We start from the raw sequence: 14,816 nt of genomic DNA, 5'->3' as shown, positions 1-14,816 counted from the left end.
ATGGCTACCGTAGACCGCAGTGTGCCGCCATCTGACTATGCCGAAATCGTGGATGTACCGTTTGACCAGCGCGCGCTGGTCGAAAAATACAGCCCCGGCGGGCGCTATATCGATGCGTTGACCGATGTTGACAGCCCGTGGGTTCCGTTTGGCGATAATGCCGCGATCAAGCACCTGTGCTTTGACGTGCGCCAGAATCTGTTCTCCAACATCCTGTGGGTTAAGGGCCCCGGCGCGATCGGCACCCACCTGCACCGCGGCACCATCACCATGGTCTGCCTGGAAGGGTCGGTGCGCTATCTGGAGTATGACTGGGTTGCGACCCCGGGCGGGCTGATCCTGGAAGTGCCGGGAGAAAGCCACACACTGGTCACCGAACATCCCCAGGGCGTGAAGCTGTTCGGGTGGATGCAGGGTCCGATCGAATTCTACAATTCGGATGCGACCTTCGCGTTCACCGCCGATGTCTGGTGGTTCATGGAACACTATGAAAACCACTGCAAAGCCAACGGCATTCCGATCAACAAGAAGCTCTATCTGTGAAGACACTCGATCAGTTCGCGATTACCGGACGTTCCGCACTGGTCACCGGTGCGGCATCCGGCATCGGCCTTTGCTATGCCGAGGCCATGGCCGAAGCCGGTGCGAAAGTAACCCTGACCGACATCGACGCGGCGGGGCTGGAGCGTGAGGCCGCGCGCCTGACCACTGAAGGCTTTACGGTGCGCACCGCCGTGCTGGACGTGACGGACCGCGCGGGCTGTGATGCAGTGTTCGATGCCCATGCGGCCGCTTTCGGCGGGCTCGACATCTGCTTTGCCAATGCGGGCCTTGGCGAAGGGCCAGGCTTCGTCGCCCCCGATGGCAGCCGCGTAGCCGATGGGCAGATCGACACCTATGATCCCGCGTTGTGGGATCGGGGCATCGCGATCAACCTGACCGGTAGTTACAACACCATGCGCAGCGCCGCGCGGCTGATGAAGGCAGGCGGAGCGGGCGGGTCGATCATTGCCACGGCCAGCAATGCAGGGATGATCCTGGAGCCGATCGTGCCGATGCCCTATCACCCGGCCAAGGCGGGCGTGCTGCACATGGTCCGCGCGCTCGCGCTGGAGCTGGCCCGCTTTCGCATCCGCGTCAACGCCATCGCCCCGGGACCATTCGTGACCAATATCGGCGATGGCTGGGCCAAAAAGGACCCGGCAGTAAAGGCCGCGTTCGACGCGACCATCCCGCTGGGCGCAATGGCTGAGACGCACCAGATGAAGCCGCTGGCGCTCTATCTGGCCAGCGATGCTTCCAGCTTCATGACCGGATCGACCCTGCTGATCGACGGCGGGGTTGCCTTGGGTCCGCCCAAATGAAGGCAGCGGTCTTCACCGGTCTGGGGCAGCGGCTGGCGCTGGAACATGTGCCCGACCCTGCCCCCGGCGCGGGTGAAGTGCTGGTCAAGGTGGCGCGCTGCGGCATTTGCGGCAGCGATCTGCACATGGCCGAGGATGCCGCCTATGGAGCGTGCCCAGGCGACGTGTTTGGCCACGAATTCGCGGGCGAAGTGGTGGCACTGGGCAAAGGCGCGGACGGGCTGCGCACGGGCGATCTGGTCTCGGTGATCCCGCTCAAAAGCTGCGGCACCTGCGATCATTGCCGCAAGGGTGAAGTCCAGTGGTGCGCGCAGTTTGGGCTACAGGGCGGTGGCTATGCTGAATTCGCCCTCACCCGCCCCAACCAATGCATACCTTTGCCCAAAAGCGCCAGTCTGGCCGATGGCGCGATCATCGAGCCTTTGGCGGTGGCGCTGCACGGGGTGCGGCTGTCCGGCCTGAAACCGGGCGACAGCGCACTGGTGCTGGGCGCGGGACCGATCGGACTGGCAACCGCTTTTTGGGCCAAGCGACTGGGCGCCGCGCGGGTGGTGGTGCAGGATCTGGCCGACTGGCAGCGCGACCGTGCGCAGGCGATGGGGGCCGATGCTTTCATTGCCAATGCCGCCGATCCGGTGGGTGCCAGCGACCGCGCCTTTCCACACGGCAAGCCCGACGTGGTGTTCGAATGCGTCGGCGTGCCCGGCCTGATTGCGCAGGCGGTTGGGCAGGTCCGCAATCGCGGAACGATCCTGCTGCTGGGGCTGTGCACCCGGCCCGATACGTTCAATTCCTTCGCCATGCTGCAAAAGGAGGTGCGACTGGTCACCAGCGCTTTCTTCACCCGGCAGGACTACGAGCACGCGCTCGACGTATTAAGCCAGGGCGCGGTCGAGCCGCGACTGCTGGTGACCGGGACGATTGGGCTTGATGACGTGCCCGATATGTTCGCTGCGCTGAAACAGCGGACCCAGCAATGCAAGGTCCTGATCGCGCCGTGAGTTCGTAGTCCCTCTCCATTTTGCGAAGCCAAATGGGGAGGTGGCAGTTCCGCAGGAATTGACGGAGGGGTAGTGCTGCAAGGCCCTTACCCCTCCACCATCCGCTACGCGGACGGTCCCCCTCCCCATTTGTGCTACGCAAAAATGGAGAGGATCAGAACCGGCCCTACTTCTCGCCCAGCGCCTTGTCCTCGTTGGCGCGCTTGATCAGGTACTGGCGGATGTTTTCGACATCATCCGGGCTGAGTGACGACTTGAACGAGACCATGCCCTTCGGATTGTCGCCGTGCATCAGCACCCCGTCGATCACCACCGCGCGGATACCTTCGGCGGCATTGATGTACTGCGAGCGGCGCAGGTCGGGGTTGAGCGTGCCGGGCAGCGCGGCGTCGCCATGGCAGACCGAGCAGTAGCGCGCGAACTTGTCTGCACCGGCGGCGGCCTGTTCCGGCTTGCCGGTGAACGGCGGCGGATCGAGCGGCAGGTCATTGATGCTCTTCATCGCGGGCAGCGTGCCCTTGGCTCCAAGCTTGAACACCAGCAGACGGCTGATGTTGTAATGCCCGGCGCTCTTGCGCGCGACGACGCCAGTCGCGACGTCCCACACCCCGCCCCAACCGGCCATGACGGCAACATATTGTTCGCCATCGACGGTGTAAGTCATCGGCGCGGCGATCACCCCGGTCTGGGTCGGGAATGACCAGAGCTTGGCACCCTTGTCCGCGCTATAGGCCGCGAAATAGCCATCGGCGTTGCCCTGGAACACCAGGTTACCGGCGGTCGACAGCGTGCCGCCGTTCCATGGACCGGTGAAAGTGACGCGCCAGGCTTCCTTCTGCTTGATCGGATCCCAGGCGATCAGCGCGCCGGTGGTAACCGCCTTGGCTCCTTCACGGATCGCCTTGTCAGCCGGGGCTGCTGTCAGCGCGCCGTCCATCCCGGTCTGGAAACCGATATCGCTGGGCTTCCAGTCCTTGGCGGCGGCATAGGGCATGCCGGCCAGGTTGGCGGGAATATAGACCAGCCCCGTCTTCTGGCTGAAGCTCATCGGTTGCCAGCTGTGTGCGCCGGCGGCACCGGGAAGCGAAAGGAAGGGCTTGCCGGTCTGTTCGTACTTGGCTTCGGGATTGATCTGGGCGCGTCCGGTCTTGGGATCGATCCCGGTGGTCCAGGTCTGCTGCGAGAACACCCCGGCGCTGATGAATTGGCCGGTCTTGGCATCGAGCATGTAGAAATAGCCGTTCTTGGGCGCATGCAGCACCACGCGGCGCTTTTGCCCGTTCACGTCCAGATCGGCGGCAGTGATTTGCGCATTGGAATCGAAGTCCCAGCGGTCTTCCGGAGTTTCCTGGAAGTGCCATTTGTACTCGCCGCTATCCGCGTCGATCGCGACGATCGAGCTGGTGTAAAGGCTGTCGCCGGCGCGGCCATTGGCGGCCGGATTCCACGGTTCAGCATTGCCGGTGCCGAAATAGACCAGATTGGTGGCGGGATCATAAGTGATCGAATCCCACACGGTGCCGCCACCGCCCAGTTCCCACCACTTGGAATTGCCCCAGGTCTTGGCGGCTTCTTCCATGGCCTTGTTTTCAAACCCGTCAGCCGGGTTGCCGGGAACGGTGTGGAACTTCCACAATTCATCGCCGGTCTGCGGATCATAGGCGGCAATGTAACCGCGTGCCTTGTATTCGGCGCCGCCCGAACCGATCAGGATCTTCCCTTTGGCCACGCGCGGCGCGCCGGTGATGGTGTAATCCTTCTGGTTGGGGACCACGACCTTCTCGAAGGCAACCTTGCCAGTCTTCTGATCCAGCCCGACCAGTCGCCCGTCGAGCGTGCCGACATAGACCTTGTCACCATAAAGCGCGACGCCGCGATTGACTGCATCACAGCAGGCGCGGACCAGCGTGTCGCGCGGGACCTTGGGGTCATAGGACCATTTGAGCGCGCCGGTCTTGGCATCGAACGCCTTGACCATCGACCAGGCGGTGGAGACGTACAGCACGCCGTCATGCATCAGCGGAGTCGCTTCCTGCCCGCGCGCGGTTTCCAGATCGTGGCTCCACGCCAGGCCCAGTTGGCCGATGTTCGTATCGTTGACCAAGGTCAGCGGCGAAAAGCGCTGCTCGGCATAGTCTCGGCCATAGGTGAGCCATTCACCTTCAGGGGCAGAGGCGATCATTGCGTCGGTGACGCCTTCGGTTACCGGGGGCGAGGCATGCTTGCCGCAGGCGGCAAGCGGCAACAGACAGATGGCGGCAAGCAGCTTCAAACGCATTTCAATCCCTCTCCAAATTCCCCCGCTTCGCTTGGCACGAAGTCAGATCAATTGACCATCCGGTCACTGCCACCCCAATATGGCTTGCGCAGTTCCTTCTTATCCATCTTGCCCGCTGCTGTTCGCGGAATCGAGTCTATAAATGCAACTGTTTTCGGCGCTTTGACCCCGCCGAGGCGATTTTTGGTGTGAGTAATGACCGCTTCTGCGCTGATTCCGTCCGCAACGACGACTGCGTGGACCTGTTCGCCCCACTTTTCGTGTGGAATCCCGAACACGCAGCATTCGCGCACTTGCGGCAGTTCGGTGATGCAGGCTTCGACCTCGGTGGTGAAGACGTTGAACCCGCCGGTCACGACCATGTCCTTCTTGCGATCGACAATGTAGAGATAGCCATCGGCATCGAATTTGCCGACATCGCCGGTATGGTGCCAGCCGAACTTGCGCACTTCCGCCGTTTCCTCGGGTTTTTCGAAGTAGGAGTGCGAGACCAGCACCCCGCGCGCGCAGATCTCTCCGCTTTCGCCCAGGGCTACCTGCTTGCCATCGTCATCCAGCAGCGCGACCTTGATCGAACGGGTTACTTTGCCGCAGCTCGCCAGCTTTTCCGGCGCTTCCTTCGCAAATCGCGCGACGTCCTCGGGCGGGAACCAGGCGACGATCATCGGGCATTCGACCTGACCATAGCTCTGGCACATACACGGCCCGAACACTTCCACCGCCTGCCGCAGCTTTTCCGGACTGCACGGGCTGCCGACCAGAATGAAGATCCTGAGGCTGGAATAGTCATGACTGTCCAGCTTGGGCGAGGCGAGCAGCTGATAGAGCGCGGTTGGCGGCAGGTACATGTGGGTGATCTTGTAGTGATCGATGGCCTGCAAGACTTCCTCGGCATCGAAACCGGGCAGGATTACCTGGGTCGCCCCCAAACTCATCGTTGAAAGCGCGATCGGCCCGGCGGCGTGGGTGATCGGGGCAGAGACCAGCGCTACGGGAGCTTCAGTGCGCCCGCCCATGGCATCGGCGGCGGTTTCGATCATGGTTCCCCAACCCAGGTTGGTGACGTTCGCGCCCTTGCTGGGGCCGGTGGTGCCGCCGGTGGGGAATATCCCGACCATGTCCATCATATTGCCGAAGGCGTCGATCTCGGGTTCGACAAAGTCGGCAGCGCTGACCCCGGCCATGAACTGCTCCAGGCTGGGATCATCGCCGCAGGGCTGATCGAGACATACGAAGTGCCGCAGCGGCGGGCACAGCGCTTTGAGCTGCTCCACCTCGTCCGCTTTTGACGAATGGTAGAACATCCACTGGCAGCGCACATAGTTGATATAGCCAGCATTGGCGTCAATCGCGTTGCGGGTGTTGACCGGGATCCACTTGCCATTCGCGCGCCACATCGCCAGCAGCACCACCAGCAGCATCCCGTCGTTCGGGCCATACAGCCCCAACAGATCCTGGCTCTGGAAGCCCCCGCGCTGCAGCGCAGCGGCGATCCGCTCGGTCAATTCCTTGACCTCTGCAAAAGTCAGCTTGAGCCCGCTGGCGGTGTCGATAATCGCAAGGCGCTGGGGGTCGCGGTCATGGCCGCGGTCGAAATAGTCAATGGAACGCATGGTTTAACCCCACCGGTTGATTTCCGGGCCGGGAGCCCAGGACTGTTCAGGATTGGCACCCGTGGCCTGCGCCAGCGCGTTTTGCACGGCGGGATGGGCGCGGACGCGAGCGAGCCAGGCAGTGGCGCGGTCCTGACCGGCGAAGGCCTCTGGAACCAGTGCGACCATTCCGGTCAGCCAGCCATAGCTTTCGAAGTCTGCCAGTGTCAGCGGCCCCATCAACCAGTCGCGCCCGTCAGCCAGCTGGTCCTCGACCAGCTGCACCGTCGCAGTGACGTGGCGGACCGAATCCGCCACCTGCTCTTCGGGAAAGTCACCCGCCTGCACCGCAGCCCAGCGCGCAGCAAGGTCCGCGCTGGCAATCGCAGGCGAACCGAGCTTGCCCGCTGCATAGGCCCGGCACCCCAGAAACGCCGCCGCTGGCGCACAGCGTTCGGTTATCCGGCGGCACCACATCAGCATCTGCCAGTGGGCGAATGCCTCCCTGGGCTGGAGCGACTGCTTGCCGCGCTCGTCAAGGAACTGGGCGATGAACACGGACTCGGTCATCGCCTCACCATCGACCACCAGCACCGGACCTTCGCCTTCCACCCCCATGTCGCGGGCCACGGCATCGGTTAGGCCGGGCAATGTGTGGCGGTCCCCCGCGAGCAGATTGATCGGGCGGCACTCTGCCTCAACCCCGCTTTCGGCGAGTGCGGCCAGCACGGCCAGCGACGGACCGTTGGGTTCCCCATGGTACAGGATCATGCTCATCTCAGCGCACTCCGCTCGCAATGCCTTCGCTCTCGTCGCGCGGCGGGATGTAGTCCTGCTCCAGAATCTCGACCCGGCTTGCCATCGGAGTGCGGCCCAGTTTCCAGCATTCGCGCGTGGCGGGGCGGCGATAGATCGCGCGCAGCCAGCGCATGATGTTGGGGGTCAGATCATCGTTGGCGAGATGCGGTTGCGACAGCGGCATGGCATAGGCGAGGTTGAAGCCGTTCACATCGGCCAGCGAATACTGGTCCGAGGCGAGCCATTCGCGCTTGCCCAGTTCCGCCTCCAGCATCTGGATGCCCACCCCGATCCGCCGACCACTTTCGGCCATTTCTGCTTCGCTGAACAGGCCGAACACCGCCTTGCGCCAGGCGGTCTGGCGTTCGGGCAGCGGAATGCGCGCAATCTGCGCTTCGATCTTGTCCTGCCCGTGCGCCTTCAGCGCATTGGGGCCGACGAAGAATTTCCACCCGAACATCGAGAAGCTGGGGGCGAGCCACTGATCCATGAATTTCATCCACCAGCGGATCCGCCAGCGATCGCGCGCATCGCCGGGCATCAGGTCTGGCCCGTCGAACTGTTCGTTGACATATTCCATGATCGCGGTGGATTCGACCAGCACCCGGTCACCCCAGGTGCCACGATGGGTCATCGCCGGGATCGTCCCCTGCGGGTTGATCGCAAGGTATTCGGGCCGGTGCTGATCGAAGTTCAGCATGTCGATGTAGTGGCTGTCGAACGTGACACCCTTTTCCATCAAGGCCAGCATCGGCTTGCCGGAGTTGGCGTTCGGCTCCCAATGATAGAGGGTGACTTCGGCCATTCCGGACCTTTCCTGTTTTTTGTATGTATTGCATACTAAAACAGACTATCATCAGGTCAAGTGCCATATTAGGAATTCGTGAGAGAGGAGACCCGCCATGAGCGACATCGAAATGGAAGACTGGGCCGGAGAGGTAGGCAATCGCTGGCTTGAACATATCGACCAGTTCGAATCGATGATCGCACCGATCGGCGCGGCGCTGATCGCTGAAGCAGCGTTCCGGCCCGGTGAGCGGGTGGTCGATGTGGGGTGCGGCGGCGGGCTGACGACCTTGGCCATCGCTGATGCGGTTGGGCCGGAAGGCGCGGTAACCGGGATCGACATTGCCCCGCAACTGATCGCACTTGCCAATCAGCGGCGCGACCGTGAAGGCCGCAGCAACGCCACCTTCCAGTGCGCGGACGGCCAGATCGCGCGCGCGGCTGGCGCGCCGTTTGACCGGCTCACCTCGCGCTTTGGTGTGATGTTCTTTGGCGATAGCCAGACCGCCTTTACCAACATGCGCAGCTGGTTGAAACCAGGCGGCGAGGCCGTGTTCGCTTGCTGGGCTGCCCCCCAGGACAACCCCTGGATCGGGGTGGTCGGAGCAATCATCAGCCAGTTCGTGGAAGTGCCGCAGCGTGATCCGGACGGACCCGGCCCGTTCCGCTTCGCCGATCCGGAAGCGACTGGTGCGATGCTGCGCGCGGCAGGCTTTGTCGATGTCGATTTCAGACCGCACCGTGCCGACCAACCGCTGGGCGGAAGCGGCGCTGGTGTCGATGGTGCGATCGACTTTGTGCTGGACGCCATGGCGATGCGCGCACCACTGGCGGCGGCCGGTCTAGACGTGCCGGACCGCGCGCGGGCGGCGCTCAGCGAAGCTTTCCGGGGATATGAACGCGACGGCTCGGTGCTGATGCCCGGGGCGAGCTGGTTTATAACCGCCCGCAACCCGGGCTGAAGACGCTCAGCGCGGTGCTGCCATGCTCCACCGGATCAGCGCCCCGCTGCGCGCCTCTGCCGTCACGCGAAAGCCCTGCCTGAACAGTTCGCGGCGCAGCGCGACATAGTCGCTCCAGCGGGTCAGGCCCTCGATCCCGCGCCCCTTGGGCAGGCCCGCGCGCAGACCGGCAAAGCGCTGGGCGTGTTCGACGGCAAGGTCAATTCCGGTCCCGCCCGTCATGCGCGCAAAGGCCAGCGAATGGGGCTCGCGGCTGTCATGCACCACCAGCGCCCCGGTCTTGAACGCCATGGCCCCCGCAGGCACGGCCACGGCGGCACCAGCGACGGCCCCGGCTTTCAGCAAGCCGCGCCGGGTTACGGCGCTCACTTGGCTTTCCCCAGATAGGCCGCCACCGCCTCAAGCTCGGCATCGGTCAGATCGACCTTGGTTTGCGGTGGCATGGCGTTTTTGCCCAGCCGCACCACTTGCTTGACGTAGTCTGCCGTAAGATCGGTGCGATTGGCCAGCAGGCCCTTTTCGGGCGGTTCGCCCGCGGCCATGCGCTGCTTGGTCAGCAAGTTGGTGCCCATGCCGCCGGTCAGGTGGCAATAGCCGCAGTTCACTTCGAACAGGGTCTTGCCGTCACCACCTGCCAGCCGGTTGCCGCCGGGCGCTTCGGGCCGCATCTGGTAAGGCGGCGGCGGTGGCGGGCCTTTACCGGCCTGCGCCGGAGCGGCAGGCGCCTCGCCCTGCTTCGAACAGGCGGCAAGCAGCACGACGGCGGCCACGGTCAGCACGTGCTTCATGCCCGGCCCTCCTTCGCCTGATCGCGGTAGGCGCTGGGCCAGATCCCTTGCTTGCCCGGCGCGATGATCCCGTTGGGATCGAGCGCGTCCTTCACTTTTTCATTGAACCGGCGCAGCGCCCCGTCGTTGAAATCAAACGTATCCATCACCCGGTCCATCCAGCCCAGGTGCGTGCGATATTCGCCGTAACCGGCCTTGGCGGTTTCATCGATCAGCGCGTTGAACAGCTTTTTCATCGTCGCGATCTGTTCAGGCTGGTCGCGGTCAAACATCAGCATGTTGACGTTGTTGGCGAACCGCCCGCCGATGGTGAAGCTGGCGTAGAAATCGACATCGAAGCTGTCGATGATCTTGCGGCTGAGCTCCATCTGCCCCTGCACGTGCTTGCCGGTGGCCGGGACTACGGGCGAAAAGCCCATGTGCGCGCCGCGCCCGCCGATCCAGTCCGACATCTGCAGCGGCACGGCGCTGGGGATGCCCATGGTGGTTTCATAGGCATGGATCGGATCGCCGCTGCGCCACCAGTTTTCAGCCGGGGGGGCTTTCAGGTTCTTCGCCATCGCAGCCTTGATGATCTCGGCCTTGGCCTTGACCACCGGTTCTTCGCCATAGAGCCGCAGCGCGACCTGCCAGTAGCCCAGCTTGTGCTCTTTCAGCAGTTCCTGCACCCGCCATTCGGGAATCGCGCCGGGCTTGTCCCAGAAATCCTTGCGCTGCCCCTTCAGCACCATCTTGCCCAGCCAGCTGGGGATGAACACGTTCTGATCGATCAGGCCCGAAATCTTGAGCGGGGCGATCGTATCGACCACCCAGCCCACATCCCCCGCTTCGGGAATGTCGAACACCAGTTCCAGGCTGCTTTCGGGTGCCGGTTGCAGCCAGATCCCGGCCTTGGTCACGACCCCCAGGTTTGACTGGGTGAAGGCCAGATCAAAGGTCGGGCCATAGCTCATCGGGAACAGGTGCCAGGCCGGATTGTCCTTCATCGCGCCCATCCCGGTGCGCACCACATCGCCGTCGGGCAGCACCGCCTCGACCCCGCAGAGGTTGCGGGCATGGAGGCCATAGGGGGTGTAGCCGATCCCGTGTTCCAGCGCATTGCCGATCACGCTGCCCCAGGCATTGCCCGGCACGCTCATCCACAGCGGCAATTTCTTGCGCTGAATTTCCTCGTACAGGTCAAAGAACCCGACGCCCGGCTCGACCACGCAGTAGGCGAGCTTGTCATCCAGTTCGAGGATCTTGTTCATCCGGCCCAGATCGAGCACCACGCTGCCTGCCATGCGCGGCGCGGCGGTGCCGTAACCCAGGTTCTTGCCGCGCGCGACCGGCCACAGCGGGACCTTGTGTTCGTTGGCGAGGCGGACCAAAGCCTGCACTTCCTCCACCGAGGCAGGCGCCACTGCGGCCCCGGCAGGCCATTGTTCTTGCGGCCCCGGTGCATAAGCATCGGCATAGGCATCGCGGTCAGCATCGCTGGCCATCACCCAGTCCTTGCCGACGACCCCGGCCATGGCCTGCATGGCCACATCGAACTGCTGCGGGCTGACGCGTGGCGGTGTTGTGAGCTTCACGCTCTCCCCCTTCTGCTTTTTATAACAATTGTTATCGTTGAAGCACGGATTGCAGGCGCGGTCAACGGCTCAGGTCAGGTAATAATACCGCACATAGTTCCCGTCGGGCTTGCGCTCACCCACCCCGATCCAGATGTGGCGGGTCAGCCATTCGTACTTGCCCTTGGGCGCCTCAAAGGTGGGCTGCGCGCGCAGATAATATTCCGCGTGGGGCACGGCCTCACCGCCTTCGAACGCCCATTTGCGCAAGCGCGCCATCGTGTCCGGCTCACGCCCCCACAGATAGCCCTTGTTCTGCATGTAGATCGTCACCCCGTCATCGGTTTCCAGCATATAGCGGGCATCGAACACGGCGGTGTCATCGGGGCGGAAGTGGGCATAGTCACCGCCCGAACCCGGCACCGCGATCCCGTTCATTTTCGGCCCCTCGATCTCGCCCTTGTCGACATAGACCCCGCTGCGCCAGCCGCCGGTGGGAATATCAGGCACAATGCTGGTGCGGGTGAACCACAGCCTGATCGCGAAGCCGAATTCCAGATTGGGCATGTCCATGGTGGAGATCATCGCGGTGTTCCTCAGTAGTTCGAAAGGATAGCGGCGCTGGGTGCATCAAGCGCAATGCCCCGACGCCGCTTTTCGGTTTCCTCTTGCCGGACGCGGCCCTGCTCGGTGATCAGCCAGGCGTGGATTGCCTTGCTGTCGGCGGGGGTCAGCAGATCGTCCCAGCGCGGCATGCCCAGCACCACTCGCTGGCCTTTCAGGACAATGTCATCGAAAGCGGCATGGGTTTCCGGTTGCATCCGGCGCAGGTCAGGGGTGATCGAACGATGCTGGTTCGAATGACACAGCGCACAGCCCACTGAATAGAACAGGGCCTGCCCCTGCGCGAGCACAGCGGGCGTCACGCCTGGCAGCTGCGCCGGTGCGGGCGGAGCCACTTGCGGTTCGGGCAGCAGGTCCGGCTGCGGAACTTTCCCGCCATCCAGCCTGAACACCAGTATCCGCCCACGGTTGCCGCGCTGGTAAGCGGCCGAATAGCGCGGAACATAGGGATAGCCGCCCCCGCCCCAGGCCGCCATCACCGCCACATATTGCACGCCGCCGATCTTGTAGGTCATCGGTGCGGCCAGGATCGAAGTGCCGGTCTCGATCGCTTTCAACAGCTTGCCGGTCCTGGCATCGAAGACCCGCAGCTGTCCGGCAAGATTGCCCTGGAAGACCAGTCCGGACGCGGTGGAAAGCACTCCGCCCCGGTCCTGCCACCCGCCCATCGGCACGGCCCAACGGGTCCTGCCGGTAAGCGGGTCGATGGCGCGCAATTCCGACGTTCCGGGGTTGCGCAGAACTTCCTGATAGGCAGGCAGCGCCTTGATCCGGGCGACCAGTGGCGGCGGCAGTATCGCCAGGCTGGTCTGCAGGTCGGGTGTGAAAAACAGGGTGGCCGCCGTGTTGATCCCGTTTTTCTGGAATGGCGGATCGGCGGGCGGCATCAGGATCAGGTTGCCCATGTCCTGGACCGGGGCAAAATAGGTGCCGGTGGCCGGGTCGAAGCTGGCCGGGTGCCAGTTGCGCGCGCCGGGAGTGCCGGGGAAGATGATCTTGGGGCCATGGGACCAGTCGGCCGCCTCGGGATTGGGAATCGGCTTGCCGGTGGCCGGGTCGATCCCCTTGGTCCAGTTCTGCCGCACGATCGGCCGGGCGCTGAGCAATTTGCCGTCGCGGCGGTCCAGCACATAGAGGAAGCCGTTCTTCGGTGCATGCAGCACCACCGGTCGCTCTTCTCCGGCCACGGTCATCCGGGTCAGGATCATCGGCTGGGTAGCGGTGAAATCCCAGTTGTCCGCCGGGGTTTCCTGATAGTGCCACTTGACCCGGCCGGTCCTGGCATCCAGCGCAACCAGACTCGACAGGTACAGCTGGTCGCCGCCTTTGGGGCTGCGTTTGACGGTGTGATAGGGGCCGCCATTGCCCGTGCCAATGATCACCAGCCCCGTTTCCGGATCATAATTGATCGCGTCCCACGGAGTGCCGCCACCGCCGATGTCCCAGCGGCTGTCAGGATCCCAGGTCTTGGCTGCGGCTTCCAGATCGGGATGATCCTGCGCACCCAGTTTGGGATCGCGCGGGACGGTGTGGAACCGCCACTTGAGCTCGCCATCGGCCAGGCCAAAGGCAGAGACATAGCCGCGCACGTCGTATTCCGCGCCGCCATTGCCGATCACCACAACGTCGCCCGCCACTTCGGGCGCGCCGGTGGAATTGATCCCGCGCCCTGAACCGTCGCGGGTATCCGCCTTCCACAGCACCTTGCCGGTCTTGGCATCCAGCGCATAGAGCTGGGCATCGAGCGCGGCGACAAAGACCTTGCCGTTCGCCAGCGCCACCCCGCGGTTGGCCTGATCGCAGCAGACCGTGCGGTTGATCTGCATGTCGACTTCGGGTTCAAACCGCCACAATTCCTTGCCGCTTACCGCATCAAAGGCATAGGCGCGGCCCGCCACGCCGCTGGTATACATCACCCCGCCCGCCACCACCGGGGTCGCTTCAAGCACCCGGTTCGTGCCCAGGTCCGCTTCCCAGGCAAGGCCCAGCCGCGCGACGTTGGCGGGACTAATATCACCCAGCGCGGAATGATGGGTCTTGCCCGCATCGCCGCCGGGATTGGTCCACTCATCCGCCGCCTGCGCCTGCTGCGGCGGGGCTGCTTCACGCGGAGTGCAAGCGGTCAGCGCCAGTGCTGCCAGAACCAGCAGCCGCTTCATGCCGGGTCCCACGGGCTGGGCGTGTGATAGGGCACCGAAATGAAGTCCGCCTCGATCGCTTCGATCATGCCGTGGTCGATCTTGAACAATTCACCCAGGTAAAAGCTGTGCGGGCGGCGGATCGGGCTTTGGTTCCATTCGCCATTGGCCAGCTGATAGCGCCCCAGCCGCCCCGAATGATCGATGAACCCAAAGGCGAACACCAGCCCGCGTTCTTCGTCCACCAAGGGAAAGCGCCGCCCGCGCAGCCGGTCATCATAGCGGTAGATCCCCAGCGCGAACTGTTCTTCGCAGCCCATCGATGCCCAGTGGAACAGCTGCAATTCCGGGTTGTTGGTGGTCTGGACCCCGTTTTCCACCCGGTTGCAATCGGCGGTGAATTTGGTCCGGATCGTGCCATCGTTAAGCTGGAGGGTGGAGAAATAGCCATCGGCCAGTTCTACCATTTCCGCCCGGCTGACCGGGGCCACCACGTTCGTTTCCAGCCGCGGCTTGGTCCAGAACCGCTTGCCCGGCAGCGCCATGCCATATTCCGAATCGCGCACGATCACCATTTCGACTTCGGCAATCGCGCCCGAGGGATCGAGCCCGATGCGCAGACAGCAGGCCGATTCTTCGGCCGGTTCGATCACGCTGCCGAACCAGCCGACCTGCCGGGTGAGCGGATCGGCAAAGCGCAGGTCATAGCTGCCGAGCCGGTCGATCGTGGCCCAGACGCCGTCGCCAGGCACCAGCATCACGTTGTTTTCGCTGTGCCGCACGCCTGCCGCCCAATTCAGCCTGGCCGGATCACGCGCGCCCAGCGCGGCCAGGAAACGATCGAGCGCGGCATAAAGTTCGGCGCGGTCCATAAGCTCTCCCAAGCGGGCTTTACGCCCTCTGCTCGCTCAGGCATATCTTACCAATTGTTA

14 protein-coding genes are annotated in these 14,816 nt (G+C 63.7%); 4 read left to right on the top strand and 10 right to left on the bottom strand.

The features are described from left to right. The 3 genes from MNBBLIKP_RS15305 to MNBBLIKP_RS15295 are packed head-to-tail and all read left to right on the top strand — an operon-like array spanning position 1 to position 2,365. A complete protein-coding gene (locus MNBBLIKP_RS15305; RefSeq protein ID WP_088311134.1) occupies positions 1-543 on the top strand; it encodes a 2,4'-dihydroxyacetophenone dioxygenase family protein in 543 nt (180 codons plus the stop codon). Continuing rightward, positions 540-1,364, top strand: a complete 825-nt coding sequence (locus MNBBLIKP_RS15300) for an SDR family NAD(P)-dependent oxidoreductase (protein ID WP_088311133.1) — start codon at positions 540-542, stop codon at positions 1,362-1,364. Before MNBBLIKP_RS15305 ends, MNBBLIKP_RS15300 begins: the two co-directional genes overlap by 4 nt. Continuing rightward, the gene (locus MNBBLIKP_RS15295; protein ID WP_088311132.1) at positions 1,361-2,365 is read left to right on the top strand and encodes an alcohol dehydrogenase catalytic domain-containing protein; all 1,005 of its coding nucleotides are present in this window, start codon (positions 1,361-1,363) and stop codon (positions 2,363-2,365) included. Before MNBBLIKP_RS15300 ends, MNBBLIKP_RS15295 begins: the two co-directional genes overlap by 4 nt. A gap of 166 nt (positions 2,366-2,531) precedes the next feature. Here MNBBLIKP_RS15295 and MNBBLIKP_RS15290 read toward each other — a convergent pair whose 3' ends face one another. Genes MNBBLIKP_RS15290 through MNBBLIKP_RS15275 form a run of 4 tightly spaced genes read right to left on the bottom strand, consistent with a single transcriptional unit; the run spans position 2,532 to position 7,838 of the window. Beyond that, on the bottom strand, positions 2,532-4,643 hold the full coding sequence (locus tag MNBBLIKP_RS15290) for a PQQ-dependent dehydrogenase, methanol/ethanol family (protein WP_088311131.1): 2,112 nt from the start codon (positions 4,641-4,643) through the stop codon (positions 2,532-2,534). A gap of 47 nt (positions 4,644-4,690) precedes the next feature. After that, complete coding sequence (locus MNBBLIKP_RS15285) at positions 4,691-6,256, bottom strand: class I adenylate-forming enzyme family protein (protein WP_088311130.1); 1,566 nt, start codon at positions 6,254-6,256, stop codon at positions 4,691-4,693. Between the two features lie 3 nt (positions 6,257-6,259). Next, on the bottom strand, positions 6,260-7,012 hold the full coding sequence (locus tag MNBBLIKP_RS15280; RefSeq protein ID WP_088311129.1) for a glutathione S-transferase family protein: 753 nt from the start codon (positions 7,010-7,012) through the stop codon (positions 6,260-6,262). 1 nt (position 7,013) lies between these two features. Then, complete coding sequence (locus MNBBLIKP_RS15275) at positions 7,014-7,838, bottom strand: glutathione S-transferase family protein (protein WP_088311128.1); 825 nt, start codon at positions 7,836-7,838, stop codon at positions 7,014-7,016. A 97-nt stretch (positions 7,839-7,935) separates the two neighbouring features. On the opposite strand from MNBBLIKP_RS15275, the gene MNBBLIKP_RS15270 reads away from it, so the two are divergent. Further along, a complete protein-coding gene (locus MNBBLIKP_RS15270) occupies positions 7,936-8,781 on the top strand; it encodes a class I SAM-dependent methyltransferase (RefSeq protein ID WP_088311127.1) in 846 nt (281 codons plus the stop codon). A gap of 6 nt (positions 8,782-8,787) precedes the next feature. Here MNBBLIKP_RS15270 and MNBBLIKP_RS15265 read toward each other — a convergent pair whose 3' ends face one another. From MNBBLIKP_RS15265 to MNBBLIKP_RS15240, 6 genes are all read right to left on the bottom strand, one after another. Further along, positions 8,788-9,150: a twin-arginine translocation signal domain-containing protein gene (locus tag MNBBLIKP_RS15265; protein WP_088311126.1), complete on the bottom strand. Its 363-nt coding sequence runs from the start codon at positions 9,148-9,150 to the stop codon at positions 8,788-8,790. After that, positions 9,147-9,569, bottom strand: a complete 423-nt coding sequence (locus MNBBLIKP_RS15260) for a c-type cytochrome (RefSeq protein ID WP_088311125.1) — start codon at positions 9,567-9,569, stop codon at positions 9,147-9,149. The genes MNBBLIKP_RS15265 and MNBBLIKP_RS15260 overlap by 4 nt, the downstream gene beginning before the upstream one ends. Beyond that, complete coding sequence (locus MNBBLIKP_RS15255) at positions 9,566-11,143, bottom strand: FAD-binding oxidoreductase (protein WP_088311124.1); 1,578 nt, start codon at positions 11,141-11,143, stop codon at positions 9,566-9,568. The genes MNBBLIKP_RS15260 and MNBBLIKP_RS15255 overlap by 4 nt, the downstream gene beginning before the upstream one ends. A gap of 69 nt (positions 11,144-11,212) precedes the next feature. Then, a complete protein-coding gene (locus MNBBLIKP_RS15250) occupies positions 11,213-11,707 on the bottom strand; it encodes a DUF3237 domain-containing protein (protein WP_088311123.1) in 495 nt (164 codons plus the stop codon). Between the two features lie 11 nt (positions 11,708-11,718). Further along, positions 11,719-13,905 carry a PQQ-dependent dehydrogenase, methanol/ethanol family gene (locus MNBBLIKP_RS15245; RefSeq protein WP_088311122.1) on the bottom strand — a complete coding sequence of 729 codons (2,187 nt, stop codon included), beginning with the start codon at positions 13,903-13,905 and terminating at the stop codon, positions 11,719-11,721. Further along, complete coding sequence (locus tag MNBBLIKP_RS15240; RefSeq protein WP_088311121.1) at positions 13,902-14,756, bottom strand: hypothetical protein; 855 nt, start codon at positions 14,754-14,756, stop codon at positions 13,902-13,904. Before MNBBLIKP_RS15240 ends, MNBBLIKP_RS15245 begins: the two co-directional genes overlap by 4 nt. Positions 14,757-14,816 lie beyond the last annotated feature (60 nt).

Source organism: Novosphingobium sp. B 225 (genome assembly GCF_002198665.1).
Taxonomy (GTDB): Bacteria; Pseudomonadota; Alphaproteobacteria; order Sphingomonadales; family Sphingomonadaceae; genus Novosphingobium.
Note: the sequence above shows the minus strand (reverse complement) of the source record. Positions and strands in the feature narration are given on the sequence as shown.